Annotated in this window: 24 protein-coding genes; 17 read left to right on the top strand and 7 right to left on the bottom strand. The window is 59.2% G+C overall.

All coding sequences use genetic code 11. The features are described from left to right. Positions 1 to 195 (top strand): hypothetical protein (locus tag KVH01_RS28830; protein WP_217883744.1); only part of this gene is annotated, 195 nt, incomplete at its 5' end. A 98-nt stretch (positions 196 to 293) separates the two neighbouring features. Then, positions 294 to 1,682 (top strand): MFS transporter, encoded by a 1,389-nt coding sequence (locus KVH01_RS28835; RefSeq protein ID WP_217883745.1) that lies wholly within the window; start codon positions 294 to 296, stop codon positions 1,680 to 1,682. Positions 1,683 to 1,739: 57 nt separating this feature from the next. Here the strand turns inward: KVH01_RS28835 and KVH01_RS28840 are convergent, their stop codons facing one another. The 4 genes from KVH01_RS28840 to flgA form a co-directional block, all read right to left on the bottom strand. Next, entirely contained in the window at positions 1,740 to 2,489 is a 750-nt protein-coding gene (locus KVH01_RS28840) for a flagellar brake protein (RefSeq protein ID WP_043050116.1), read from the bottom strand. 96 nt (positions 2,490 to 2,585) lie between these two features. Beyond that, positions 2,586 to 3,056 carry a flagella synthesis protein FlgN gene (locus tag KVH01_RS28845; RefSeq protein ID WP_043050115.1) on the bottom strand — a complete coding sequence of 157 codons (471 nt, stop codon included), beginning with the start codon at positions 3,054 to 3,056 and terminating at the stop codon, positions 2,586 to 2,588. Positions 3,057 to 3,104: 48 nt separating this feature from the next. Then, on the bottom strand, positions 3,105 to 3,428 hold the full coding sequence (gene flgM / locus KVH01_RS28850; RefSeq protein ID WP_046069175.1) for a flagellar biosynthesis anti-sigma factor FlgM: 324 nt from the start codon (positions 3,426 to 3,428) through the stop codon (positions 3,105 to 3,107). 141 nt (positions 3,429 to 3,569) lie between these two features. Further along, positions 3,570 to 4,334: a flagellar basal body P-ring formation chaperone FlgA gene (flgA, locus tag KVH01_RS28855; protein ID WP_124412915.1), complete on the bottom strand. Its 765-nt coding sequence runs from the start codon at positions 4,332 to 4,334 to the stop codon at positions 3,570 to 3,572. A gap of 73 nt (positions 4,335 to 4,407) precedes the next feature. Between flgA and KVH01_RS28860 the strand changes: the two genes are divergently transcribed. The 7 genes from KVH01_RS28860 to KVH01_RS28890 all read left to right on the top strand — a co-directional run bounded on the left by KVH01_RS28860 (position 4,408) and on the right by KVH01_RS28890 (position 10,735). Then, on the top strand, positions 4,408 to 5,340 hold the full coding sequence (locus tag KVH01_RS28860; protein WP_043050113.1) for a chemotaxis protein CheV: 933 nt from the start codon (positions 4,408 to 4,410) through the stop codon (positions 5,338 to 5,340). 43 nt (positions 5,341 to 5,383) lie between these two features. Then, complete coding sequence (gene cheR, locus KVH01_RS28865; RefSeq protein ID WP_057014682.1) at positions 5,384 to 6,211, top strand: protein-glutamate O-methyltransferase CheR; 828 nt, start codon at positions 5,384 to 5,386, stop codon at positions 6,209 to 6,211. Positions 6,212 to 6,513: 302 nt separating this feature from the next. Next, on the top strand, positions 6,514 to 6,921 hold the full coding sequence (gene flgB / locus KVH01_RS28870; RefSeq protein WP_043050112.1) for a flagellar basal body rod protein FlgB: 408 nt from the start codon (positions 6,514 to 6,516) through the stop codon (positions 6,919 to 6,921). Between the two features lie 3 nt (positions 6,922 to 6,924). Then, the gene (gene flgC / locus KVH01_RS28875; protein ID WP_217883746.1) at positions 6,925 to 7,368 is read left to right on the top strand and encodes a flagellar basal body rod protein FlgC; all 444 of its coding nucleotides are present in this window, start codon (positions 6,925 to 6,927) and stop codon (positions 7,366 to 7,368) included. A gap of 16 nt (positions 7,369 to 7,384) precedes the next feature. After that, the gene (flgD, locus tag KVH01_RS28880) at positions 7,385 to 8,104 is read left to right on the top strand and encodes a flagellar hook assembly protein FlgD (protein WP_217883747.1); all 720 of its coding nucleotides are present in this window, start codon (positions 7,385 to 7,387) and stop codon (positions 8,102 to 8,104) included. A 30-nt stretch (positions 8,105 to 8,134) separates the two neighbouring features. Further along, positions 8,135 to 9,451, top strand: coding sequence for a flagellar hook protein FlgE (flgE, locus tag KVH01_RS28885; protein WP_043050109.1), 1,317 nt, complete (start codon positions 8,135 to 8,137; stop codon positions 9,449 to 9,451). A 339-nt stretch (positions 9,452 to 9,790) separates the two neighbouring features. Beyond that, positions 9,791 to 10,735, top strand: coding sequence for a hypothetical protein (locus KVH01_RS28890; protein ID WP_225924422.1), 945 nt, complete (start codon positions 9,791 to 9,793; stop codon positions 10,733 to 10,735). Positions 10,736 to 10,830: 95 nt separating this feature from the next. Here the strand turns inward: KVH01_RS28890 and KVH01_RS28895 are convergent, their stop codons facing one another. Beyond that, positions 10,831 to 13,725 (bottom strand): ribonucleoside-diphosphate reductase subunit alpha, encoded by a 2,895-nt coding sequence (locus KVH01_RS28895; RefSeq protein WP_217883749.1) that lies wholly within the window; start codon positions 13,723 to 13,725, stop codon positions 10,831 to 10,833. A 651-nt stretch (positions 13,726 to 14,376) separates the two neighbouring features. Here KVH01_RS28895 and KVH01_RS28900 point away from each other — a divergent pair. Continuing rightward, on the top strand, positions 14,377 to 15,102 hold the full coding sequence (locus tag KVH01_RS28900) for a response regulator (RefSeq protein ID WP_217883750.1): 726 nt from the start codon (positions 14,377 to 14,379) through the stop codon (positions 15,100 to 15,102). Continuing rightward, a complete protein-coding gene (locus tag KVH01_RS28905; RefSeq protein ID WP_217883751.1) occupies positions 15,099 to 16,709 on the top strand; it encodes an ATP-binding protein in 1,611 nt (536 codons plus the stop codon). Before KVH01_RS28900 ends, KVH01_RS28905 begins: the two co-directional genes overlap by 4 nt. Before the next feature lie 104 nt (positions 16,710 to 16,813). Here the strand turns inward: KVH01_RS28905 and KVH01_RS28910 are convergent, their stop codons facing one another. Then, positions 16,814 to 17,530, bottom strand: coding sequence for a 4'-phosphopantetheinyl transferase family protein (locus tag KVH01_RS28910; RefSeq protein ID WP_217883752.1), 717 nt, complete (start codon positions 17,528 to 17,530; stop codon positions 16,814 to 16,816). A 139-nt stretch (positions 17,531 to 17,669) separates the two neighbouring features. Between KVH01_RS28910 and KVH01_RS28915 the strand changes: the two genes are divergently transcribed. Genes KVH01_RS28915 through KVH01_RS28925 form a run of 3 tightly spaced genes read left to right on the top strand, consistent with a single transcriptional unit; the run spans position 17,670 to position 20,017 of the window. Further along, positions 17,670 to 17,978, top strand: a complete 309-nt coding sequence (locus KVH01_RS28915; protein WP_217883753.1) for a hypothetical protein — start codon at positions 17,670 to 17,672, stop codon at positions 17,976 to 17,978. Between the two features lie 18 nt (positions 17,979 to 17,996). Continuing rightward, positions 17,997 to 18,674, top strand: coding sequence for a response regulator (locus KVH01_RS28920; RefSeq protein WP_217883754.1), 678 nt, complete (start codon positions 17,997 to 17,999; stop codon positions 18,672 to 18,674). After that, positions 18,671 to 20,017, top strand: a complete 1,347-nt coding sequence (locus KVH01_RS28925; protein WP_217883755.1) for an ATP-binding protein — start codon at positions 18,671 to 18,673, stop codon at positions 20,015 to 20,017. The genes KVH01_RS28920 and KVH01_RS28925 overlap by 4 nt, the downstream gene beginning before the upstream one ends. A gap of 29 nt (positions 20,018 to 20,046) precedes the next feature. Here KVH01_RS28925 and KVH01_RS28930 read toward each other — a convergent pair whose 3' ends face one another. Next, positions 20,047 to 21,045 (bottom strand): AraC family transcriptional regulator, encoded by a 999-nt coding sequence (locus KVH01_RS28930; RefSeq protein WP_217883756.1) that lies wholly within the window; start codon positions 21,043 to 21,045, stop codon positions 20,047 to 20,049. Positions 21,046 to 21,384: 339 nt separating this feature from the next. On the opposite strand from KVH01_RS28930, the gene KVH01_RS28935 reads away from it, so the two are divergent. The 3 genes from KVH01_RS28935 to KVH01_RS28945 all read left to right on the top strand — a co-directional run bounded on the left by KVH01_RS28935 (position 21,385) and on the right by KVH01_RS28945 (position 24,431). Continuing rightward, on the top strand, positions 21,385 to 22,716 hold the full coding sequence (locus KVH01_RS28935) for a dicarboxylate/amino acid:cation symporter (RefSeq protein ID WP_043050099.1): 1,332 nt from the start codon (positions 21,385 to 21,387) through the stop codon (positions 22,714 to 22,716). A 144-nt stretch (positions 22,717 to 22,860) separates the two neighbouring features. After that, positions 22,861 to 23,847, top strand: coding sequence for an XdhC family protein (locus tag KVH01_RS28940; protein WP_217883757.1), 987 nt, complete (start codon positions 22,861 to 22,863; stop codon positions 23,845 to 23,847). Beyond that, a complete protein-coding gene (locus tag KVH01_RS28945) occupies positions 23,844 to 24,431 on the top strand; it encodes a nucleotidyltransferase family protein (RefSeq protein ID WP_043050097.1) in 588 nt (195 codons plus the stop codon). Before KVH01_RS28940 ends, KVH01_RS28945 begins: the two co-directional genes overlap by 4 nt. Positions 24,432 to 24,445: the final 14 nt, after the last annotated feature.

Raw genomic sequence — 24,445 nt, forward strand, 5'->3', positions numbered from 1 at the left:
GAAATGTCCGTTCCTTGTTTGCTCCATATCCCTATGGGTTCCCCTCTGCGCTGTGCTATCGAGGCTTTTTGCAATGCCGCCCAAGTTCAGTCGAACCTTACAGCGGTTCAGGGTTCACAGCAGGTGCGTCATGCATTTACCTCTACGGTGTATCTACAAACACCGGTGCAGCGTCTGAGCTCTTGTGCAAAATAATCCCCGAAACAGACAATCCCGCCTGTCCGGACCCGACCACCCGGGACTATCATGCCGATAGCCCTGTCACTCACTGCAAGGAGCCGCTCGGAACGCCGATGCGCCAGATCTGGAAATCTTTTCGAGCCCTTTATTTCGCCTCCTTGATGATGCTGATTGGCTCCGGGCTGCTCAGTACTTATCTGGCCTTGCGCCTGGCGGCAGACAATGTCGACAGCCTGTGGGTCGGTGCGCTGATGGCCGCCAACTATTTTGGCTTGGTCCTGGGTGGCAAGATCGGCCACCGCCTGATTGCCCGGGTCGGGCACATTCGTGCCTACGCCACTTGTGCCGGAATCGTCGGAGCAGCGGTGCTGGGCCACGGTCTGATCGATTGGCTGCCGGCCTGGATCGTGCTTCGGATGATCGTGGGCCTGGGTATGATGTGCCAGTACATGGTCATTGAAAGTTGGCTGAACGAGCAGGCGGATGCCAAGCAGCGCGGCGTAGTGTTCAGTGGCTATATGATTGCGTCTTATCTCGGACTGGTGCTGGGCCAATTGATCCTGGTCATGCATCCCCATCTTGGGCTCGAGCTGTTGATGCTGGTCGCCTTGTGCTTTGCCCTGTGTCTGGTGCCGGTGGCCATGACCCGACGTATTCACCCTGCGCCCTTGCATCCGGCGCCGATGGAGCCCCGCTTCTTTATCAAGCGTGTGCCGCAGTCGCTCAGTACAGTATTGGGTGCGGGATTGATCGTGGGCTCGTTCTACGGTTTGGCGCCGCTCTATGCGTCCCAGCAGGGCCTGACGACTGAACAGGTCGGCCTGTTCATGGGTAGCTGCATTTTCGCTGGTTTGCTCGTGCAGTGGCCTTTGGGCTGGTTATCGGACCGCTATGACCGAGCACTGCTGATTCGCTGCTTTGCCTTGTGTCTGGCGATAACGGCGTTGCCGCTGGCGATCATGACCGAGGTGCCCTTGGAAGTGCTGTTCGTGACGGGCTTCTTTTGTTCGCTGGTGCAGTTCTGCCTGTACCCCTTGGCTGTGGCCTTTTCCAACGACCACGTCGAAGGTGACCGTCGGGTTTCGCTGACGGCCATGCTGCTGGTGACCTATGGCATAGGTGCGAGTGTCGGGCCACTGTTGGCAGGTGTTGTCATGAAGCTCTTCGGCAGCCAGATGCTCTATGCGTTTTTCAGCCTTTGTGCGTTGGTCCTGGTGTGGCGAATTCGACCGAAGGCGGTAACCAACCTGCACCAGGTCGACGACGCGCCGCTTCATCACGTGGCGATGCCCGACAGTATGTCCAGTTCGCCATTGGTCGCTGCGCTGGACCCCCGGGTGGATGAGCAGGTGGTACAGGAGCAGATGCAAGGCAGTGTTCCTGATCCAGAGCCTGAACCCACACCTGAAGAGCCGGCTAACGAAGAGCCTGCCGACGAAGAGCCACAAGAATCCCTGGACCCAGACGAACACCCCCATGACTTGAGCAGGGCGCGACCCTGAACGAAAAACGGGCAGATCCCACCAGATCTGCCCGTTTTTTTGTCTCAGCGTTAGAGCTTAAAAATCGTCGTCTTTGTCGAAGCGCCGAGCCTCGCGTTGCAGCTGATACACAAAGCGCTCCACTTGGCGTTGCACCAAGCCACTCATGTTGTGGAAGCGCACGCCGGCGAACGTGATGTTGATCTTGTCTTCGAAGTGCAGGTAGCGCAGCTCTACGGCGGTGGTCATGCTGCCGAAAGGCAGGGCAGCGACAAAGCGGTCGTAGACCTGGCCTAGCTGCAGGCGTCCGGAGATGTCGCCTTCGAAGCGGAGCTTGCAGCCGGTGGCGGAGATATCCAGCAACTTACCATTGACCGGTGCCTTGAGTTTCTCGCCACCCAACTCGATATTTACCAATTGCGCCAGTTTCAATGCGGCGCGAAAAGCATTGCGACGCTGGTGGTAGACCACCTCGTTGGGCATATTGCCGCTGTAGATGCGGTGGCCGTCCTTTTCGCTGAGGCTCAGCGTGCCGTTGCTTTCCCACGCAACCCGTACGCCATCGTGAAAACCTTCGATACGAAAGGGTTCGCCATTCTCCAGGTAGCGTTCACCGTCACGGGGAATCATTTCATCCAGTACCAGCGTCTTGCTGTCCCGGGAAACGTCCACCAGGTAGCTTTGGAAGCGTTGGCTGCGCTCGTGGAAGGTGATGATCAAAGGGTCATGGCTGTCTTGGAGCATCCGCAAAGTGCTGGCGATTTCCAGAGGCGTGGTAAGGACCTTCGGGGGCTGCGGGGCATCTTCCGCATTAAGGGCGTTGAACACGGTTCTTCCATCTCCAGGCAAAATACGACTACACGCAAGAACCGGCATTTTGCCAGTATGTAGCGCACCTTGGATAGGCCGCGCTGTAAACCGGCGTCAGGCTTGGCTGCGGGTGCTAGGCTTGACCAGGCGTGAGGTGGAGCCTTGGGCGTTGTACAGGGCCGGAGGTTCGCCGCCGTGAAGTATGCGTAACTGATTGGCGGTCGTGGCTTGCTGAAGCTGGATCGACTGGCCGTTGAGCTGGTTGGCTTCCTGGCACTGGGCGAGCAATTGGTTGAGTTCTTTGCTCTGTGACAGCAACTGGTCGCCGACCGAAGAATGACTGGCCAGTTGCGCGAGGCCATCGTGATCGGCCGGCAGACCCAGGCTGATCAGAATCTCGCTGCGCTTCTTGCCGTGCTGTTCGAGCAATACAATCAGCGATTGTTTGCGCGCCAGGATTTCCTCCAGCAAGGGCATATCCCGGCCGTACAAGGCCAGGGACTCTTCTTTGAGCAGCTCGAGCAATTGCTGCGTCGGCGCCAGATCATCAATGATCAGTTGAAGCAAATGTTCGTCGTGGTGCATGGCTGGCCTTGGGTTTTAAGCGTCCAAAAGCCCTGCGCAGGCCTTTGCCTAGCGCTCGGCTTCGAAGTTGAGCAGCTTGCTGGCTACACGGTTGCTGTCGACTTTATAGCTGCCATCGGCGATGGCCTGTTTCAACTCGGCCACGCGGGCTTTATTGACAACCGGCTGGTCGCGCAGCGAGTCAGTGACCTTCTGCAACTGTTGAGCCTCATTGCTCAGGTGTACCGATTCCCCACTCTGGCTGACGCTGGCCTGTTCTGCTTTGGCGGGCAGGGGCTGTGGCTTGGCTTCTACGCTGTCCTTGGCACCGCTGGTGCGCGTACTGCCTGGCAAAGCCGGGGCGTTATTCAAACGACTGAAATCAATGACCATGTTGAAAAAACCTCTGGGTATTTGGACGCTTGCCATGTTTTCGGCCATACCCAAACAAACTTTAGGCGCGAATGACAATAAATCTCCACACGGAACTTCTCGTGCACAGTGTAGGAAAACCCAGCGTCCTCTACCAGTGTTCTATAAAGCGACCTCGACTTGCCCGGGGGCGGTCACGCGCGCCTTGATGACGCGGTTGGAGTTGAGATTCTTGACACGGATCTGTTCGCTCATGCCGCCGTTGGACAGCGCTTCACCCGGCATTCTTACATTCAACCCGCCGCTGCTGGCGGAAATCACCACCTGGTCACCTTTGCGAATCACTTCGGCCTGTTCCAGGTGAACCAATGTGATGACTTGATCGGTGACCATTGGTCGGGTGAGCCGTTGCCCAATAGCCTGGTCCACTGAGGTCATATAGCCCTGGTTAATCTGGCTGATGTCTCGCTCTCGCAAGGCCACATCTTCAAAGCTGATAATACCGGTGCGTTTCAGCGGCCGCGCAACGACAACCACATCACGGAACAGCTTGACCTGGGCAGGCACGAATACTGTCCACGGCGAGGCACCTTCACAACGTACTTTCACCGTGACCCGGCCAATGGGTTGAGAGGGGCTTTCCAGGGTGGCTGTCAATTCCCTGTCGCACATGGGCATGCGCAAACGCGGGTCCAACTGATTGACCTGGATTTCATAACGCCCCGGCGTCTGTGTGGTTGCCAGATAATCTTCTACAGTGAACTCAAGAAACCCTTGGGTGACGCCGATAAGTACATCAGGCAGGGTAACGTTGTCGGCACGGGTCGTAGCATTGAGGCCCAAGGCAAGCAACGCCATCGTGGCGCAGAGTAATCTGCGATAGCGTTGGTGGCCGAAGCGTCGGGAAACTGTCGTTTTGATATCCATGATCAATAAATAGCAAAGCTCGTGCCGTTTAGTGTTGGGTACGCTTCGTACCCCTAGTTTTAGGAGTCTGGGCATGGCAGGTGTAATGGATTCAGTAAACCAGCGCACACAGCTGGTAGGGCAGAATCGCCTGGAGTTGTTGCTTTTCCGCCTGGACGGCAAGCAGTTGTATGGCATAAACGTGTTCAAAGTGCGTGAAGTGCTGCAATGCCCCAAGTTGACGATCATGCCCAAGTCCAATCCGGTGGTGTGTGGCGTGGCCAACATCCGTGGCGCGACTATTCCGATTCTCGACCTGGCATTGGCCACGGGGTCATCGGGTTTGCAAGACCGCCAGAGCCCATTCGTGATCATTACCGAGTACAACACCAAGACCCAGGGTTTCCTGGTGCGCTCGGTGGAACGTATCGTCAATATGAACTGGGAAGAGATTCATCCGCCGCCCAAGGGCACCGGACGCGATCACTACCTGACGGCGGTGACGCGGGTCGATAACCAGTTGGTGGAAATCATCGACGTGGAGAAAATTCTCGCCGAAGTGGCGCCGACCTCGGAAGCCATCTCCGTCGGTGTGGTGGATGCCGAGACCGCGCATAAGGCAGTGTCTCTGCGCGTGCTGACCGTGGACGATTCTTCGGTGGCGCGCAAGCAGGTTACGCGTTGCCTGCAAACCGTCGGTGTGGACGTAGTGGCGCTCAATGATGGTCGCCAGGCCCTGGATTACCTGCGCAAGCTGGTGGACGAAGGCAAGAAGCCAGAAGAAGAATTCTTGATGATGATTTCCGACATCGAGATGCCGGAAATGGACGGCTACACCCTTACAGCTGAGATACGCAACGATCCACGCATGCAAAAACTGCATATCATCCTGCATACTTCGTTGTCGGGGGTATTCAATCAGGCAATGGTCAAGAAGGTCGGTGCTGATGACTTCCTGGCCAAATTCCGTCCTGATGACCTCGCATCCCGGGTAGTCGACCGGATCAAGGCAGCAGATCACAGCTAAGGGATTCTCCCCTGGCGGTCACACGATTTAAGAGGCGGTACCATTGTCTACGGGTAATTTGGATTTCGAACAGTTCCGGGTCTTCCTGGAAAAAGCCTGTGGCATATTGCTCGGTGAAAACAAGCAATACCTGGTATCCAGCCGTCTCAACAAGCTGATGGAACAGCAGGGCATCAAGTCCCTGGGTGAGTTGGTCCAGCGGATCCAGACGCAGCCGCGCAGCGGGCTCAAGGAAATGGTGGTCGATGCCATGACCACCAACGAAACCTTATGGTTTCGCGATACTTACCCCTTTGAAGTGCTCAAGAACAAAGTGCTGCCGGAGGCCATCAAGGCCAGCCCGGGCCAGCGCTTGCGTATCTGGTCGGCGGCGTGCTCTTCGGGGCAGGAACCGTACTCGATCTCGATGTCCATCGACGAGTTCGAACGGACCAATATGGGCCAGTTGAAAGCCGGGGCGCAAATTGTCGCCACGGACCTGTCCGGCACCATGCTTACCAACTGCAAGACCGGTGAGTATGACAGCCTGGCGCTGGGTCGAGGTCTGTCCCAGGAGCGCCTGCAACGTTACTTCGACCCCAAAGGGGCGGGGCGCTGGGCGATCAAGGCACCGATCAAGAATCGCGTGGAGTTCCGCTCGTTCAACCTGCTCGACAGTTATGCGAGCCTGGGCAAGTTCGACATGGTGTTCTGCCGTAACGTGCTGATCTATTTCTCGGCTGAAGTGAAAAAAGACATCCTGTTACGCATTCACGGCACGCTCAAGCGTGGGGGGTATCTGTTTCTCGGCGCTTCCGAAGCCTTGAACGGCCTGCCTGATCACTACCAGATGGTGCAGTGCAGCCCGGGTATCATCTACCAGGCCAAGTAAGTCAATGTGAGAGTGTGGGAGGGGGCTTGCTCCCGATAGCGGTGTGTCAGTGATAGATTTATCAACTGAACCACCGCTATCGGGAGCAAGCCCCCTCCCACATTTTTTTGCGGCAAGATAACTAAAAGTGGCAATGCCCATTGCCGCTTTACTGGCGCCACGCGGAAATCATTTGCCGCTTTTCTGGCATTGCCGCCGGCAATCTCCCCCGCAAACCCCTTGTATACGGGGCTTCACAAAATTGGCATGCACCTTGCTATAACCCTGCTAACGAACAGCAGGTCAGCCTAAAGGTCTCCGCCATGAGCATCAGCTTCGATAAAGCGCTCGGTATCCACGAACAGGCCCTGGGCTTTCGCGCCCAGCGTGCCGAAGTCCTGGCCAACAACATTGCCAACGCCGATACCCCGAATTACAAGGCTCGGGACCTGGACTTCTCCGCCGTGCTCGCCGCCCAGCAAGACAAGACCAAGAACGGCACCTTCGCCTTGAACATGACCAACAGCCGTCATATCGAAGCTCAGGGCCTGGGCAACGCTGACGAGTCGCTGCTGTATCGCACGCCGATGCAGCCGTCGATCGACCAGAACACCGTCGATGCCCAACTGGAGCAATCGAATTACGCCGAGAACTCGGTGAACTTCCAGGCCAGCTTCACCCTGCTCAACAGTAAATTCAAAGGGCTGATGTCAGCCCTGCGTGGAGAGTAAGCCATGTCCCTGTCCAGTGTTTTCAATATTGCCGGCAGTGGCATGAGCGCGCAGACCACGCGTTTGAACACCGTCGCCAGTAACATCGCCAACGCCGAGACCGTGTCTTCGAGCATTGACCAGACTTACCGTGCCCGTCACCCGGTGTTCGCCACCATGTTCCAGGCAGGTCAGGGCAACGGCAGTGATTCGTTGTTCCAGAACCAGGACGCAGCTGGCTCCGGTGTGCAAGTGCTGGGTGTGGTCGAAGACCAGAGCAACCTTGAGGCCCGTTACGAGCCGAACCATCCTGCCGCGAACGAAAAGGGTTACGTCTATTACCCCAACGTCAACGTGGTCGAGGAAATGGCCGACATGATTTCCGCCAGCCGCTCTTTCCAGACTAACGCGGAAATGATGAACACCGCCAAAGCCATGATGCAGAAGGTCCTGACCCTGGGTCAGTGATAAGGGGCGCCAAATAATGGCCATCGTTGATACGTCTAACAATACGGCAGTCCAGGACCTGTTCAATTCCAAGGTCAAGGATGCTTCGAACAATGTAGCGAATGTTTCCAAAGCCGCGACCGGCAGCCAGTCGCTGGGCAAGGATGCATTCCTGCAGTTGCTGGTCACCCAGTTGAAAAACCAGAACCCGCTGTCGCCTCAGGACAACGGCGCGTTCGTGGCGCAACTCGCCCAGTTCAGCAGCCTGGAAGGCATCAACACCCTGAACGACTCGGTGAATAACATCTCCAGCAACTTCAGCTCCTCGCAAGCGTTGCAGGCTTCGTCGCTGGTGGGGCGGTCGATCATTATCCAGACCGACAAAGCCATGGTTGATACCAGCAAGAGCATGAACGGTTCGGTGGATGTGCCATCGGCGGTGGGCAACGTTTCCGTCAAGATCACCGACAAGGACGGCAACGTCGTGCGCACCGTGGATATGGGCGCGCAGAGTGCCGGCAGCCAGAGCTTTATCTGGGATGGCAAGAACGACAAGGGCGAGGTCGCCCCAGCCGGCACCTACACCTTCAATGCCTCCACCAAGAACGACAAGGGTGATGCGGTGGCCCTGGCCACCTCACTGCCGGCCACGGTAACCAGCGTGACCCTGAGCAAGACCGGCGGCGAAATGCTGCTCAACCTTGCAGGCGGCATGGGCAGCGTCAAGCTGTCGCAAATTCAGACTATCGGTACATAGAGCCGGCTAGATACGGCAGAGGGAGAGAACATGTCTTTTAATATCGGCCTTAGCGGCCTCTATGCGGCCAACAAACAACTGGATGTGACCGGCAACAATATCGCCAACGTCGCGACCACTGGCTTCAAGTCATCCCGTGCGGAATTCGCCGATATCTACGCGGCCTCCAAGCTGGGTACCGGCCAGAACACCATCGGCAACGGCGTGAACCTGGCGGCGGTGTCGCAGCAGTTCACCCAGGGCGACGTCAACGGCGGTGGCGGCATCCTCGACATGGCGATCCAGGGCGGCGGTTTCTTCGTGCAGAAGGGTAGCGACGGCTCGCTGGAATATACCCGTAGCGGTGCTTTCCGTGCGGACAAGGACGGCTACATTACCAACAACACCGGTACTTCGCGCCTGCAGGGTTACGCTGCGGACGAGAATGGCAAGATCTCCAAGGGGGGCCTGGTCGACCTGCAACTGAACCTGGCGAACCTGCCACCGAAGGCGTCCACCAAGGTGGACTCTGCAAGTAACCTCAACTCCTCGTCGCCGGTAATTGACCAGACCAAGAATCCGTTTGATCCGAGTAAGTCCGAAACATTCACCACGCAATACAGCACTACATTGTACGACTCTCAGGGTAACGCCCACCCGATGGTGCAGTACGTGGTGAAAACCGATGCCAACCAGTGGCAGTCCTACACCTTGATCGATGGCCGCAACCCTGATGGTTCGCCTCCTACCGGTACCGGTGCTGACGTGAAGGCGCCTGTGCCCTCGACTCTGAGTTTCGATGGTGCCGGTAATCTCAAGAGCATCGTGACCGGTGGTGTTGCCGGCAACACCTTGACCATCAAGGATTGGGTACCTGGCACAGTCACCGATGGAGTCTGGAAGGCCAACGATGCGACAGCGAACAAGGACGGCATTGCTATCAACATGGGCAACGTCACTCAGTACAACTCCGCCAGCTACCGCAACCCGCCAATCACTGACGGTTATGCCACTGGCCAGATCACCGGCCTGAAAATCGACGGCAGCGGTGTATTGTTCGCCACCTTCAGCAACCAGCAGAGCAAGGCCATCGGCCAGATCTCCCTGGCCAGCTTCAACAACGAGCAAGGCTTGCAACCGGCTGGCGGTACGGCTTGGAAAGAGACCTTCGCATCGGGCCAGCCAGGTTACGACGCGCCGGAATCTGGCACTCTGGGTTCGATCAAGGGCTCCTCTCTGGAAGCCTCCAACGTTAACCTGACCAACGAGCTGGTGGACCTGATCAAGGCCCAGAGCAATTACCAGGCGAACGCCAAGACCATCTCCACCCAGAGCACCATCATGCAGACCATCATTCAGATGACCTGATACCGTCGCTCAAGTACCAGCGTTCAATCAAAGGCCCCTCGATCGAGGGGCCTTTTTTGTGTGCGCGAAATACTTATTTGCTGCTCGTTTCACCACGCCCCGATGCGGGAACGCGTAACGCCGATTTGGCCACGGATCAGCCAGCGGACGATTGTCGTCCGGCGACTATAGGGGAAGTAAATGGCGGGTTATGCACTGTGGGAGAGCAGCGCGCGGGGAGCGCGTGGTTTCGACGCGGCTATCTATGGCGATGTATATGGGCGGCAAAGTCCGGCGTACGGGGCCAATGACGACAAGGTCGCCAACACTGAGTCGGTCAGGCAACTGCTCGGCGAATTGATGGATGCCGAGAAAACCTCCAAGAGCCAGACCGCTCAAGACCTTCGCGACAAGCTGAACGATAAACGCGAAGAGCTCGGTGACGAAAAATTCAAAGAAATCATGAAGGAGCTGATGGAGAACGCTGACGTCTCCTGGCTGGATTTTCTGCGGCGCATGATGAGGTTGTGGTTCCCGGAACTGGATGATGCATCGCCAACGCCCTCACCGCCTTCCCCTGGCCCATCGCCAAGAGGTGGAGGAGGAGGTGGTGGAGGCGGAGGCGGTAGGCCAAGTCCGAACAATTTCGGCCCCAGCGAGCCCATGAGTAATCTGCCGATTACCGAAGGTTCAAAGCACTTCAACTACAAGCCCGATGAAAGTAGCCCAGGTAAAAAACCAGACAATATCTGGAGTGGATTCAGCCAGGGGCCGGACGGCAATTGCGTCACCGTTTCAGCGATTAAGGGCGCAATGATGAAGTTTGGTCAGAAGCCTACTGACGTTTTCAAAGAGGTAAAAGAAACGGCGAATGGCTATCAGGTGACCATGCGCGATGGGTTCAAACTTGATTTATCCAAGGATGAGTTGAAGCAGGCAGCCAGGTATGCGCAGTTCAAGGGCGATAATCCGCAGATGTTGACTGATGCTAACTTCATGTTTGCGGCGAGCGCCAAGCGCGCGCAGATGGAGGGCAATGGCCTGGACGACAACCCGAACGAATCGAAAAAGAGCTTTGCCCATGCGATGCAAAGCCTGAACAACGGCGAAATGCCCCACGAAGCGTTGGATCGCCTTGGCTTGAAAGGGCTCTACAGGCAATCCTCGAGTAGTGAACTGGCGAGCGGCAAGCTGGGTGTGGTGGCCTATGATCGCCATTCAATGGCGGTCATCGACGGTAAAGTTGAGCTGTGGGGGCGGCGAGGTGGCGCGCCGAAGCAGGGTATTGCGTACGCGTTCCTCTAGGCGTGATAAACGAAAAAGCCCAATAAACCCTGTGCAGTCGGGGTTCATCGGGCTTTTTTTCAATCCAGGGCGTTCAAGTCCTGGATCGGTTCAGCTTATTGGCAAGCTTCGCAATCCGGCTCGTCAATTGCGCAGGCCTTTGGCACTGGTGCCGGGCCGGCGGGGGCAGCGAGTACCGAATCATCACCGTGGTTGCCGCTGGAAACAGCATTGAGCTTACCGGTGTTGATGGTCGACTTCTCGGTGCTGGTTGCGGCCAGGGCACGGAGGTAGTAAGTGGTTTTCAGGCCACGGTACCAAGCCATACGGTAGGTCACGTCCAGCTTCTTGCCCGAAGCGCCGGCAATGTAGAGGTTCAGCGATTGGGCCTGATCGATCCACTTCTGGCGACGACTGGCGGCGTCAACGATCCACTTGGTGTCCACTTCGAACGCGGTCGCGTAGAGCTCCTTGAGCTCTTGCGGGATGCGCTCGATCTGCTGCACCGAACCGTCGTAGTACTTCAGGTCGTTGATCATCACCGAGTCCCACAGGCCGCGGGCTTTCAGGTCGCGGACCAGGTACGGGTTGATCACGGTGAATTCGCCCGACAGGTTCGATTTCACATACAGGTTCTGGTAGGTCGGTTCGATCGACTGCGACACGCCGGTGATGTTGGCGATGGTAGCGGTCGGTGCGATGGCCATGATGTTGGAGTTACGAATACCTTTCTGTACACGGGCACGTACCGGTGCCCAGTCCAGGGTTTCGTTCAGGTCGACATCGATGTACTTCTGGCCACGCTGTTCGATCAGGATCTGTTGCGAATCCAGCGGCAGGATGCCCTTGGACCACAGCGAACCCTGGAACGTCTCGTAGGCGCCGCGTTCGTCGGCCAGGTCGCAGGAAGCCTGGATTGCGTAGTAGCTGACCGCCTCCATGGACTTGTCGGCGAACTCGACCGCAGCATCCGAACCGTAAGGAATGTGCTGCAGGTACAGCGCGTCCTGGAAGCCCATGATGCCCAGTCCCACTGGACGATGCTTGAAGTTGGAGTTCTGCGCCTGTGGCACCGAGTAGTAGTTGATGTCGATGACGTTATCGAGCATGCGTACTGCTGTGTTGACGGTGCGTTGCAGCTTGGCGGTGTCCAGCTGGCCGTTGACGATGTGGTTCGGCAGGTTGATCGAGCCCAGGTTGCAAACGGCGATCTCGTCCTTGTTGGTGTTCAAGGTGATCTCGGTGCACAGGTTCGAGCTGTGCACCACGCCCACGTGCTGCTGCGGGCTGCGCAGGTTGCATGGGTCTTTGAAAGTCAGCCATGGGTGGCCGGTTTCAAACAGCATGGACAGCATTTTGCGCCACAGGTCTTTGGCCTGGATGGTCTTGAACAGCTTGACCTTGCCTGGGTACTCGGTGAGGGCTTCGTAGTACTCGTAGCGCTCCTCGAAGGCCTTGCCGGTCAGGTCGTGCAGGTCCGGTACTTCGGATGGCGAGAACAGGGTCCACTTGCCGTCATCGAAGACACGCTTCATGAACAGGTCAGGGATCCAGTTGGCGGTGTTCATGTCGTGGGTACGACGACGGTCATCACCGGTGTTCTTGCGCAGCTCGATGAACTCTTCAATGTCCATGTGCCAGGTTTCCAGGTAGGCACACACAGCGCCTTTGCGCTTGCCACCCTGGTTCACGGCGACGGCGGTATCGTTCACCACTTTCAGGAAGGGGACGACGCCCTGGGACTTGCCGTTGGTGCCCTTGATGTACGAACCCAAGGCACGCACAGGCGTCCAGTCGTTACCCAGGCCGCCGGCGAATTTGGACAGCATGGCGTTGTCGTGGATCGCGTGGTAGATGCCCGACAGGTCATCCGGCACGGTGGTCAGGTAGCAGCTCGACAGCTGAGGACGCAGGGTGCCGGCGTTGAACAGGGTCGGGGTCGACGACATGTAGTCGAAGGACGACAGCAGGTTGTAGAACTCGATCGCACGGTCTTCTTTGTTCTTCTCTTCAATCGCCAGGCCCATGGCCACGCGCATGAAGAACACTTGCGGCAGTTCGAAGCGGATACCGTCCTTGTGGATGAAGTAACGGTCGTACAGGGTTTGCAGGCCCAGGTAGGTGAACTGCTGGTCGCGCTCGTGGTTGATCGCCTTGCCGAGTTTTTCCAGGTCGAAGGTGGCCAGGATCGGGTTCAGCAATTCGAACTCGATACCCTTGGCGATATAGGCCGGCAGGGCTTTGGCGTACAGGTCAGCCATCTCGTGGTGAGTGGCGCTGTCGGCGACTTTCAGGAAGCCCAGGCCTTCGGCACGCAGGGTGTCCATCAACAGGCGCGCGGTCACGAACGAGTAGTTCGGCTCGCGTTCAACCAGGGTACGGGCGGTCATCACCAGGGCGGTGTTGACGTCAGTCAGGGCCACGCCGTCGTACAGGTTCTTCAGGGTTTCGCGCTGGATCAGGTCACCATCGACTTCTTCCAGGCCTTCGCAGGCTTCGGTGATGATGGTGTTCAGGCGGCCCAGGTCCAGCGGGGCAAAGCTGCCGTCGGCCAGGGTGATGCGGATCGACGGGTGCGCTTGCACGGCAGCTTCTTCAGCCGGGGAACGCACGGCACGTTCCTTGGCGCGCGAATCACGGTAGATCACGTAGTCGCGTGCGACTTTCTGCTCGCCGGCACGCATCAGGGCCAGTTCGACCTGGTCCTGGATTTCTTCGATGTGGATGGTGCCGCCCGATGGCATGCGACGCTTGAAGGTTGCGGTGACCTGTTCGGTCAGGCGGGCAACCGTGTCGTGGATGCGCGACGAGGCAGCAGCGGTGCCGCCTTCAACTGCAAGAAACGCTTTGGTGATGGCGACGGTGATTTTGTCATCGGTATAAGGAACGACAGTGCCGTTACGCTTGATCACGCGCAGTTGGCCAGGTGCAGTGGCGGACAGATCCAGGTTCGAATCAGCGGCCTGCGGCACGGAGCCCTGCGGGTTCTCGCGAGTTGTGTCGGTTTGCATGGGGGGTTGTCTCCACGTTCTATATTTGATTGCGAGTGCCAAGCTTTTTCCTGCAACACCCGTACCGTTTTCCATGTCGGGGATGGAGAACAGCTGCCATCCGCGTGAGCGGTTTGGTCTACTGAAAAATCTGTTGGTTCAACGCTGCGCTAGCAATAAAACGCTTGAGTTTCGAGCCACTTGTGTGGTTGGACGCTGGTGTCGAAAACCCTACATGTAGGGTCTTCATGAGCGCCGAGGTACAAGATAATGCGTTTTCGAGGGGTTAGCAACGGAGTAACCTGTGGATAACGCTGTGAGTAAAATGTGTAAGAAAGGTCGAATAGGCGTGTAGGCCGCATTGCTGCTGGATTACGCCGTTTGTCATTAAATATTTCGGGCTTGAAACAGGCTGCCCATTTTCGAAGGGCGCGAACCCTATCACAAACAAACGCGATCTCCGAATGGATTTCCTGACTTGTTTTTAAGGGGCGAGCCATGGCTACAATCGGCCTTGATCAGGGCGATAGCATGCTTGCTCCTCATGACAACTGTAGGAGCGAGCATGCTCGCGAAAATCGTCAACGATAATGCAGCACACCTGGATAAGCGCGGTGCCCTTGCGTTCTTCGCGAGCAAGCTCGCTCCTACAATAAAGAACCGAGGTAGCGCATGGAGCAAGAAGCCTGGCAGATATTGATCGTCGAGGACGACGAGCGACTCGCCGAGTTGACTCGCGAATACCTGGAAAGCAACGGCCTGCGCGTGTCGGTGGAAAGCGACGGTGCGCAGGCCGCAGCGCGCATCATTGCCGAACAGCCCGACCTGGTGATCCTCGACCTGATGCTGCCCGGCGAAGATGGCCTGAGCATCTGCCGCAAGGTGCGCGAGCGCTATGACGGCGTCATCCTGATGCTCACTGCGCGCACCGACGATATGGACCAGGTACTGGGCCTGGACATGGGCGCAGACGACTACGTGTGCAAACCCGTGCGCCCGCGTTTGTTGCTGGCGCGTATCCAGGCACTGCTGCGCCGCAGCGAGCCGGCGCTACCGGCGGCAGTGGAAAACCAGCGCCGCCTGCAATTCGGCCCCTTGGTGGTGGACAACGCCCTGCGCGAGGCCTGGCTGCACGATGGCGGTATTGAACTGACCAGCGCCGAGTTCGACCTGTTGTGGCTGTTGGTTGCGAACGCCGGGCGCATCCTGTCCCGCGAGGAAATCTTCATCGCCCTGCGCGGCATCGGCTACGACGGCCAGGATCGCTCCATTGATGTGCGCATCTCGCGCATTCGGCCGAAGATCGGCGACGATCCGATTCACCCGCGTCTGATCAAGACGATCCGCAGCAAAGGCTACCTGTTCGTCCCCGAAGCCGCTGCCGATATGCCGCTGTGAATTCGATCTTCCTGCGCATCTACGGCGGTATGTGCGCGGCGCTGATCCTGGTGGCGCTGCTCGGTGCCCTGGCGTTGCACCTGCTCAACGATGTGCGCAGCGGCCAGTACCGCGAGCGCCTGGCCCACGGCACCTTTGCGTTGATGGGCGATAACCTGCAACCCATGAGTGCCATTGAGCGGCTGCGCGCCTTGGCGGTGTGGGAGCGCTTGCTGGGCATTCCGCTGGAACTGCGCACGTTCACCCAGGCGCAACTGGACTTGGGCCAGCGCAACCGCCTGCAACGTGGCCAGGTCCTCGTGGAACAGACCGGCCCCCATGCAGCGCGAGTGCTGCGACTGGTCAGCGAACAGGAGCAGTTGGTGCTCACCGGCGAAGTGCAGCAGATCAGCGAGCAATTGGCCCGTGCGACCATCTACCTGCTGGCCGACGAACTGGTGCGCTTTCCAGTCGCCGAGCAGCCGCAGCGCCTGGCCGATATAAAGGAAGCCAAGGGCTTTGGTTTTGAGATGCACTTGGTGGCCCTTGACCAGGCGGACATGGACGACGACCAGCGCCGGCGCGTAGCGGAAGGCGATACGGTGATGGCTCTGGGCAAGGGCGGCGATTCGATCCGTGTGTTTGCCGGCATGGTCGGCACGCCATGGGTGCTGGAGATCGGCCCGCTGTATCAAATGAATCCTTACCCGGCGCAATGGCTGATTCTGATCACCTTGATCGGCCTGACCCTGATCGGCTTGATCGTCTATCTGCTGGTGCGTCAGCTTGAGCGCCGACTCAAAGGCCTGGAGGCGGCAGCTACACGCATCGCCAAGGGCAACCTGGAGGTCCGCGTGCCGGCCCGTGGGGCTGATTCGGTCGGGCGCCTGGCAGCCGCATTCAATGGCATGGCCGAGCATTTGCAGCAATTGCTGGCGATTCAGCGCGAGCTTGTACGTGCGGTGTCCCATGAGTTACGCACACCGGTGGCGCGCCTGCGTTTTGGCCTGGAGATGATTGGCGATGCCGCCACCCCCGAAGCCCGGCGCAAATACCTGGAAGGCATGGATGGCGATATCCAGGACCTCGATGGCCTGGTGGACGAGATGCTCACCTATGCGCGCCTGGAGCAAGGGGCGCCGGAGCTGAATTTCCAGCGGGTGGACCTGAATGCCTTGCTCGACCAGGTGATCGGCGAATTGTCGCCACTGCGCCCGCAGGTCGTCGTTACCCGCGGTATTTGCCTGTCATCGACGCATTGGGATGACGCATGGGTCGACGCCGAACCGCGTTACCTGCACCGTGCCCTGCAGAACCTGGTGAGTAACGCCATGCGCCACGCCAAGGGCCACGTGCTGATCAGTTACCAGGTGGGCCAGGTGCGTTGCCGCATTGATGTGGAAGACGATGGCCCCGGCGTGCCGGAAAGTGCCTGGGAGCGGATCTTTACGCCGTTCCTGCGCCTGGACGACAGCCGCACCCGCGCGTCTGGCGGCCACGGCCTGGGCTTGTCGATTGTGCGGCGGATCATCTACTGGCATGGCGGGCGGGCGTTGATCAGCAAGAGTAACAACCTGGGCGGGGCGTGTTTCAGCCTGAGTTGGCCCCGGGATCAAGAGAAACCCTGACGTCCTGACTGTAGGAGCGAGCTTGCTCGCGAAAAACGTCAACGATAACGCGTGCTTCCTGAATAAACGCGGCGCCTGTGAGTTTTTCGCGAGCAAGCTCGCTCCTACATTGCGATAGCCACCAGGCTCAACAACTGCTCTCCCTCCACCACAAACTGTCCTTCCAGCTCTTTGCCATGCTTCCATTCTTCCGAAAGATCGGTCAGCAACCGCAGCCGCACATGCCCAGCCGGCGACCACTCCAATACCTCGGCATGTTCAAAGTAAAATCGCTTTTGCACGATCGGATAGAGCGCCTTGAACAGACTCTCCTTGACCGAAAACGTCAACGTCACCAGCAGCCCGTGCTGCTGACGCGGTAGTGCGGCCATGCGCTGCAATTCATCCGCGGTCAGAATTTCCCCGGCCAGGCGTTCCGCGCGCTCCAGGGCCAGCAGATTCTCCAGGTCCATTCCCAGCCCGCGCCACTGCGTCTTGTGGCCGACAATGGCCGCCGCGTGCCCGGTGCTGTGGGTGATGGAGCCACTGATATGCCCAGGCCAGATTGGTGCGCGGTCTTCACCGATCGCCGGGATGCAGTTGAGGTTATCGAGTCGCTGCAGCGCTTCGCGGGCGCACAGGCGGCCGGCGAGAAACTCCGCTTGCCGCTTGGCTACCGAGCGCTGGATGCTCGCCGGCGGCGGCACGGCGCTGCGCTGGAAATCCAAGGGGTTCAATAAGTCCGGGTCAAATCGCGTGCTCAAAAACACCGTGCCCGGCAAGGGGACAGGCAGCGGCCAGCGGGCATCGAGTGGGGTACAGCAAGCGGGTAGGGGCGTCATGCGCAGTATTTTGCCGAGTTGGTGCGCCAGTGGATAGCCCGGCAGCGGTTCAGTTGTGGTTCAGAGCCTGTTCAGGGGGAGTTCAGGGGCGCTTGCGTAGTCTGGACCTCACAGCCTAAACGCGTATGAGGTAATCACCATGACTGCGATCAAGAAGCTGATGTTGGCGTTGACCATGCTCGGCGCCACCGCCGGCGTGCAAGCCTCGGATGGCGACTTCAGGGGATTTGGCAGCGAGAAAGCCAAAAAATCCGGCAGCCCGATCCATCGTGTCAGCTTCGAAGACGCCGGCACCCAGACCGCGCCGTGGGGCCGGGCCCTGGGCGCTACCGCCGCGCAATCCGACTATCGCAGCGGCTACCCGCACCTGACGGGCAATTACAATGGCATTAAACTGCGCCCGCAAGACGTGCAGGGCCGCTATGATATCCCTCGGTCGGATAGTTGAATTGCCTTGGAGAGCCTTATGAAATTGCTGGTGGTGGAAGATGAGGCGCTGCTGCGCCATCACCTGTTTACCCGCCTGACCGACAGTGGGCATGTGGTCGAAGCCGTGGCCAATGCCGAGGAGGCCCTGTACCAGACAGGCCAATTCAATCATGACCTGGCGATCATCGACCTTGGCCTGCCCGGCATGGGCGGCCTGGACCTGATTCGCCAACTGCGCACCCAGGCCAAGACCTTTCCGATCCTGATCCTGACCGCCCGCGGCAACTGGCAGGATAAAGTCGAAGGCCTGGCGGCCGGTGCCGACGACTACGTGGTCAAGCCGTTCCAGTTCGAAGAGCTGGAGGCGCGGATGAACGCCTTGTTGCGCCGCTCCAGCGGTTTTACCCAGTCCACCATCACTGCCGGGCCCTTGCTGCTGGATATCAATCGCAAGCAAGCCTCTCTGGATGAACAGCCGCTGGCGTTGACCGCCTATGAGTATCGGATCCTCGAATACTTGATGCGCCATCATCAACAAGTGGTGGCCAAGGATCGTTTGATGGAGCAGCTCTATCCCGATGACGACGAGCGCGATCCGAACGTCATCGAAGTGCTGGTCGGCCGCCTGCGCCGCAAGCTGGAAGGGCCGACCGGGTTCAAGCCGATCGATACCGTGCGCGGCCTGGGTTACCTGTTCAATGAGCGCTGCCGTTGATTCGCTCGCTACGTGTGCGCCTGATGCTGGCGGCCGCCACCCTGGCCGTGCTGTTCATGCTCGGCTTGTTGCCCGCCATGCAAGGCGCGTTCAGCCTGGCCCTGCAGGACTCCATCGAGCAGCGCCTGGCGTCGGACGTGACCACCCTGATCTCTGCGGCGCGGGTCGAAAATAACCGCCTGCTGATGCCGGCGCAGCTGCCGGATGAACGCTTCAACCTCACCGACAGCCGTCTGCTCGGCTATATCTACGACCGCGAGGGCCACCTGGTATGGCGTTCGCGGGCGACCCGGGAAGAAAATATCAACTACAAGCCGCGCTACGATGGGCGCGGCAACGAGTTTGCGCGCATCCGCGAGGCCAATGGCCAGGAATTCTTCGTGTATGACGTTGAGGTCAGGTTGCTGGGGGGCAAGAGCGCCGCCTTCAGTATCGTCGCCCTGCAACCGGTGCGTGAGTACCAACTGACCCTCGAAGGCTTGCGCGAGAACCTTTACCTTGGATTCGGCGCGGCCCTGCTGGTGCTGTTGACGCTGCTGTGGCTGGGCCTGACCTGGGGCCTGCAAGCCTTGCGGCGCCTGAGCCAGGAACTTGACCAGATCGAAGGCGGTACCCGCGAAAGCCTCAGTGAAGAACACCCCCGCGAACTGTTGCGCCTGACCGGCTCGCTCAACCGTTTGCTGCACAGCGAGCGCGAACAGCGTACGCGCTACCGTGACTCCCTTGATGACTTGGCCCACAGTTTGAAAACCCCGCTGGCGGTCTTGCAGGGGGTGAGTGAAGACATGGCCCAGCGCCCCGAAGAGCGCAGCCAGGCGTGGGTATTGCAATCGCAGATTGAGCGCATGAGCCAGCAGATCGGCTACCAATTGCAGCGTGCCAGCCTGCGTAAAAGCGGGCTGGTGCGTCACCAGGTACGTCTGGAGCCCGTGCTGCAAAGCCTGTGCGATACGTTGGAGAAGGTTTACCGCGACAAGCGTGTCACCGTCACCTTTGATCTGCCACCTGAGTGCGACGTGCCCATCGAGAAAGGCGCGCTGCTCGAAATGCTCGGCAACCTGCTGGAAAACGCCTATCGCCTGTGCCTCAAGCAAGTGCGAATCAGCTTGGTGGAAAACCTGGACGGCCTTGAGCTGTGTATCGAAGATGATGGCCCAGGCGTGCCACCGGACCAGCGCGCCCGGATCCTGCAAAGAGGCGAACGTCTGGACCGCCAGCACCCGGGGCAGGGCATCGGGTTGGCGGTGGTCAAGGACATCATCGAAAGCTATCACGCGCGTTTGACGTTGGGGGATTCAGCGTTGGGTGGGGCGGCGTTCAGGATTCACTTTCCTGCCTTGTGATCTGCAGTGGCCTCCCAGCCAATACACCTCTAACTCTCCTGTGCTCTGTAGGCCCCCGGCGTCAACCCCGTCCACTTCTTGAACGCCCGATGAAACGCCGACGGTTCGGAAAACCCCAACTGTTCAGCGATCTCCTGCAAAGACAAATCCGCCCGTCCCAGGTGGTAAATGGCGATATCCCGGCGTAACTCATCCTTCAACGCCTGAAAGCTCGTGCCTTCTTCGCGCAGATGCCGGCGCAGGGTTTGCGGGCTGATGTGCAAATGCTGGGCGACGGCTTCCAGGTCCGGCCAGGGCGTGCGGTCGCGGCTGAGCAAGCGGCGCAACTGGCTGCTCAGGCTGTCGCCTTCATCCGGCCGCGACAGCAAGTCGGCAGGGGAGCGCTGCAAAAAATGCTTGAGAGTGCGTTCATCCTGCAACAACGGCAGGCTCAGGTAGCGGCTGGGAAACACTAGGCTGCTGGTCGGTGCACCGAACACCAAGGGGCAGGGAAACAGCAGGTCGTACTCGCCAGCATGGGCCGGCATCGGGTAACTGAAGGTGGCCTGCTGCAGCCGGATTCGCTGGCCGATCAGCCAACTGCCCAGGCGATGCCAGATCACCAGCAGGCATTCGCTGAGAAAGTGATCCGGGTCCCATAGCTGCGAGTCGTCCAGGCTCAGTCGCGCCATATCGCCTTCTTTCGTCAGCTGCCAGCGCGGGCCCTGCGGGAAGAGGCTATAAAACAATAAGCCGCGCTCCAGAGCCTTCTCCAGCGTGCGGCAATGGATCAGGGCGTGGCACATCATGGCGAAAGTGCCGCGTTTGCTCGGCCCATCGGCGAACCCCAGGTACTCGTCATCCAGCTCCAGCCAGAGCATTTGCAGCAGCCGGGTGAATTGCTCCGGTGCAATGCGGGCGCGAGGCTCGCTGAGCAGTTCAGGGCTGATGCCCACCTGTTGCAATAATCCCGAGTAATCGTAACCGGCTCGACGCGCACCGCCGAGGGCTGCCCGGGCGTAGTGACTGGCGATGGTACGTTCGCGCATGCAAGGGCCTCGTCCATGGAGTGGCGGATGGTAGCCATCACCCGGCCGGGCGACAAGGCGGATATCCGCCAAATTGTAGGACGAGACTAGGTGGGCTGGCGGAAATCCGCCACCTGGCTGCATGATTCACGAAAGGCGATAACGACCCCAGCCCTGATGTCTAAAGGCCTTTAGCGGATTTGCGCAAAGTGGCACGCCGTTTGCGATAAGGACTATAGCGCAGGCTTTGTCCTACAGGCTTCGCCAACAACAAATCCCTCCAGTGCAGGAGGGTTCGCAATTCAAGTGCCGTGGGCAATGGCGGATATTTGCCCCACGGGACGTTTGAGGAACTTTGCAATGACGACTCGTCAGCCAATCTACAAATCCCTGTATTTCCAGGTGATTGTCGCAATCGTTATCGGTATTTTGCTCGGCCACTTCTACCCGCAGACCGGCGTGGCCCTCAAGCCACTGGGTGACGGCTTTATCAAGCTGATCAAAATGGTCATCGCCCCGATCATCTTCTGCACCGTGGTCAGCGGCATCGCTGGCATGCAAAGCATGAAGTCGGTGGGCAAGACCGGTGGCTATGCGCTGCTGTATTTCGAAATCGTCTCCACCATCGCCCTGCTGATCGGCCTGGTCGTGGTCAACGTCGTGCAACCGGGCGCCGGCATGCACATCGACGTCGCCACCCTGGACGCTTCCAAAGTGGCGGCGTACGTCACCGCCGGTAAAGACCAGAGCATTGTCGGCTTTATCCTCAACGTCATTCCGAACACCATCGTCGGCGCCTTCGCCAACGGCGACATCCTGCAAGTGCTGATGTTCTCGGTGATCTTCGGTTTCGCCCTGCACCGCCTGGGCGCCTACGGCAAGCCGGTGCTGGACTTCATCGATCGCTTCGCCCACGTGATGTTCAACATCATCAACATGATCATGAAACTCGCGCCAATCGGCGCCCTGGGTGCGATGGCATTCACCATCGGCGCCTACGGTGTGGGTTCGCTGGTGCAGTTGGGCCAGCTGATGATCTGCTTCTACATCACCTGCATCCTGTTCGTGGTCCTGGTGCTGGGCGCCATCTGCCGCGCCCACGGTTTCAGCGTGTTGAAGCTGATCCGCTACATCCGTGAAGAACTGCTGATCGTACTGGGTACCTCGTCTTCCGAATCCGCATTGCCACGCATGCTGATCAAGATGGAGCGCCTGGGGGCGAAGAAGTCGGTGGTCGGCCTGGTAATCCCAACCGGTTACTCCTTCAACCTCGACGGTACGTCGATCTACCTGACCATGGCTGCCGTGTTCATCGCCCAGGCGACCGACACCCACATGGACATCACCCACCAGATCACCCTGCTGCTGGTGCTGCTGCTGTCTTCCAAAGGCGCGGCAGGCGTGACCGGCAGTGGGTTCATCGTGCTGGCTGCGACCCTGTCGGCTGTAGGTCACTTGCCGGTGGCCGGCCTGGCGCTGATCCTGGGTATCGACCGCTTCATGTCCGAGGCCCGTGCGCTGACCAACCTGGTGGGTAACGCCGTTGCTACCATCGTGGTGGCCAAGTGGGTCAAGGAGCTGGACACCGACAAGCTGCAAAGTGAGCTGGCGTCCGGCGGCACCGGTATCTCCGACACCCGCGAGGAAGATGACCTGGGTGTGGCCGAAGGCCCGGCGCCTGTCGTCAAGTAAGTCGCTGCTGGCGTGATCTGACGCCAAGGCAACCCGCAAACGCCCCGACTGGTTCGGGGCGTTTGCGTGTGTGTACGGCCACTTCTGGATTCTTTTGCTTTACAGTAAATGACGATTTCATTAACAACGCTGGCAGGAGGTTTGATGGACAGTGTGGATTTGAATGTCCTGCGTAGCGTCCTTGAGTGGCGCCGCGCCGGGCAGCGGGTGGTGTTGTACAGCGTGGTACAGACCTGGGGCAGCGCGCCGCGCCCTCCTGGGGCGATGCTGGCCTTGCGCGGCGACGGGGTGGTGATTGGCTCGGTTTCCGGTGGCTGTATCGAAGATGACTTGATCGCCCGTCTGCAGGACGGGCGGTTGGCTGATGATGGGCCCCCCGTCCAATTGGTCACCTACGGCGTCACCCGCGATGAAGCGGCGCGCTTTGGCTTGCCGTGCGGCGGTACGCTGCGCCTGACCGAAGAACGGGTGGATGATTGGGGCTGGGTGGCCGAACTGCTGGCGCGCTGTGAAGACCACCAGGTCGTTGCGCGTGAATTGGACCTGGCCACGGGCGCGGTAGCCCTGAGCGCCGCGAGCAAGACCGATGTGGTGAGCTTCGACGGTGAGCGTCTGCGTGCTATTTACGGGCCGCGTTGGCGCCTGCTGTTGATCGGTGCCGGGCAGTTGTCACGCTACGTCGCGCAAATGGCGCGCTTGCTGGATTTCGAAGTGCTGATCTGCGACCCCCGTGAAGAATTCGTCTATGGCTGGGAAGAACAGCACGGTCGCTTTGTGCCAGGCATGCCCGACGAGGCGGTGCTGAATATCCAAACCGATGAACGCACCGCTATCGTCTGCCTGACCCACGATCCGCGCTTGGATGACATGGCATTGTTGACTGCGCTGAACTCCACCGCGTTCTACATCGGCGCGCTGGGGTCGCGGGTCAATACCCAGAAGCGTCGAGAGAACCTGGCAGCCCTTGGCGTCTCGGCGGACGCCATTGCACGTTTGCACGGGCCGATTGGCTTGCATATCGGTAGCCATACCCCGGCGGAGATCGCTTTGTCGTTGATGGCGGAAATTGTCGCAATCAAGAACGGCGTGGCAGCGGTGCAGAAAAAACCCTTGGCGGTGGTGGCGCAGTGACTGTTACGGCGATCGTGCTGGCAGCGGGGCAGGGCAGTCGTTTTCGCGCCGAAGCCGGTGCCGATCAGGACAAGTTGCTGGCCGTTTGCGTGGGGCTGGATGGCGTTTCCCGGCCGGTGATCGAGCAGGTACTGGTTAACCTGCCCGCGTCGCTTGTTGAGCGCTGGGTGGTGACCTCACCGGAGCGCCTTGAGGTAATTCGTTTAGCTGAGGCGTACGGTTGCAAGGTCTTGCTGCTGGAATCGGCCGGTATGGGTGACAGCATTGCCGCAGCCGTTGCGGCCAGCGCCTCGGTGGATGGTTGGCTCGTTGTGCTGGGTGATATGCCGTTTATTCGATCCGCGACGATCGAGCGTGTGCTGGCCGATCCGGAAAACATCACTGTGCCGGTGCATGCCGGGCAGTATGGGCATCCGGTGGCTTTCGGTGGTGTATTCGGGCCTGCGTTGATGGCGTTGACAGGGGACCGTGGCGCGAAGCCTTTGTTTGCACAAGCACAGGTGCGGGGCGTGCAGGTGGATGATCCTGGGGTGCTATGGGATGTGGACGTGCCGCAACGGTTGAGGTTCAGCGCCGAGCGCTAATACCTGTAGGAGCG

Source organism: Pseudomonas khavaziana (assembly GCF_019145205.1).
Taxonomy (GTDB): Bacteria; Pseudomonadota; Gammaproteobacteria; order Pseudomonadales; family Pseudomonadaceae; genus Aquipseudomonas; species Aquipseudomonas khavaziana.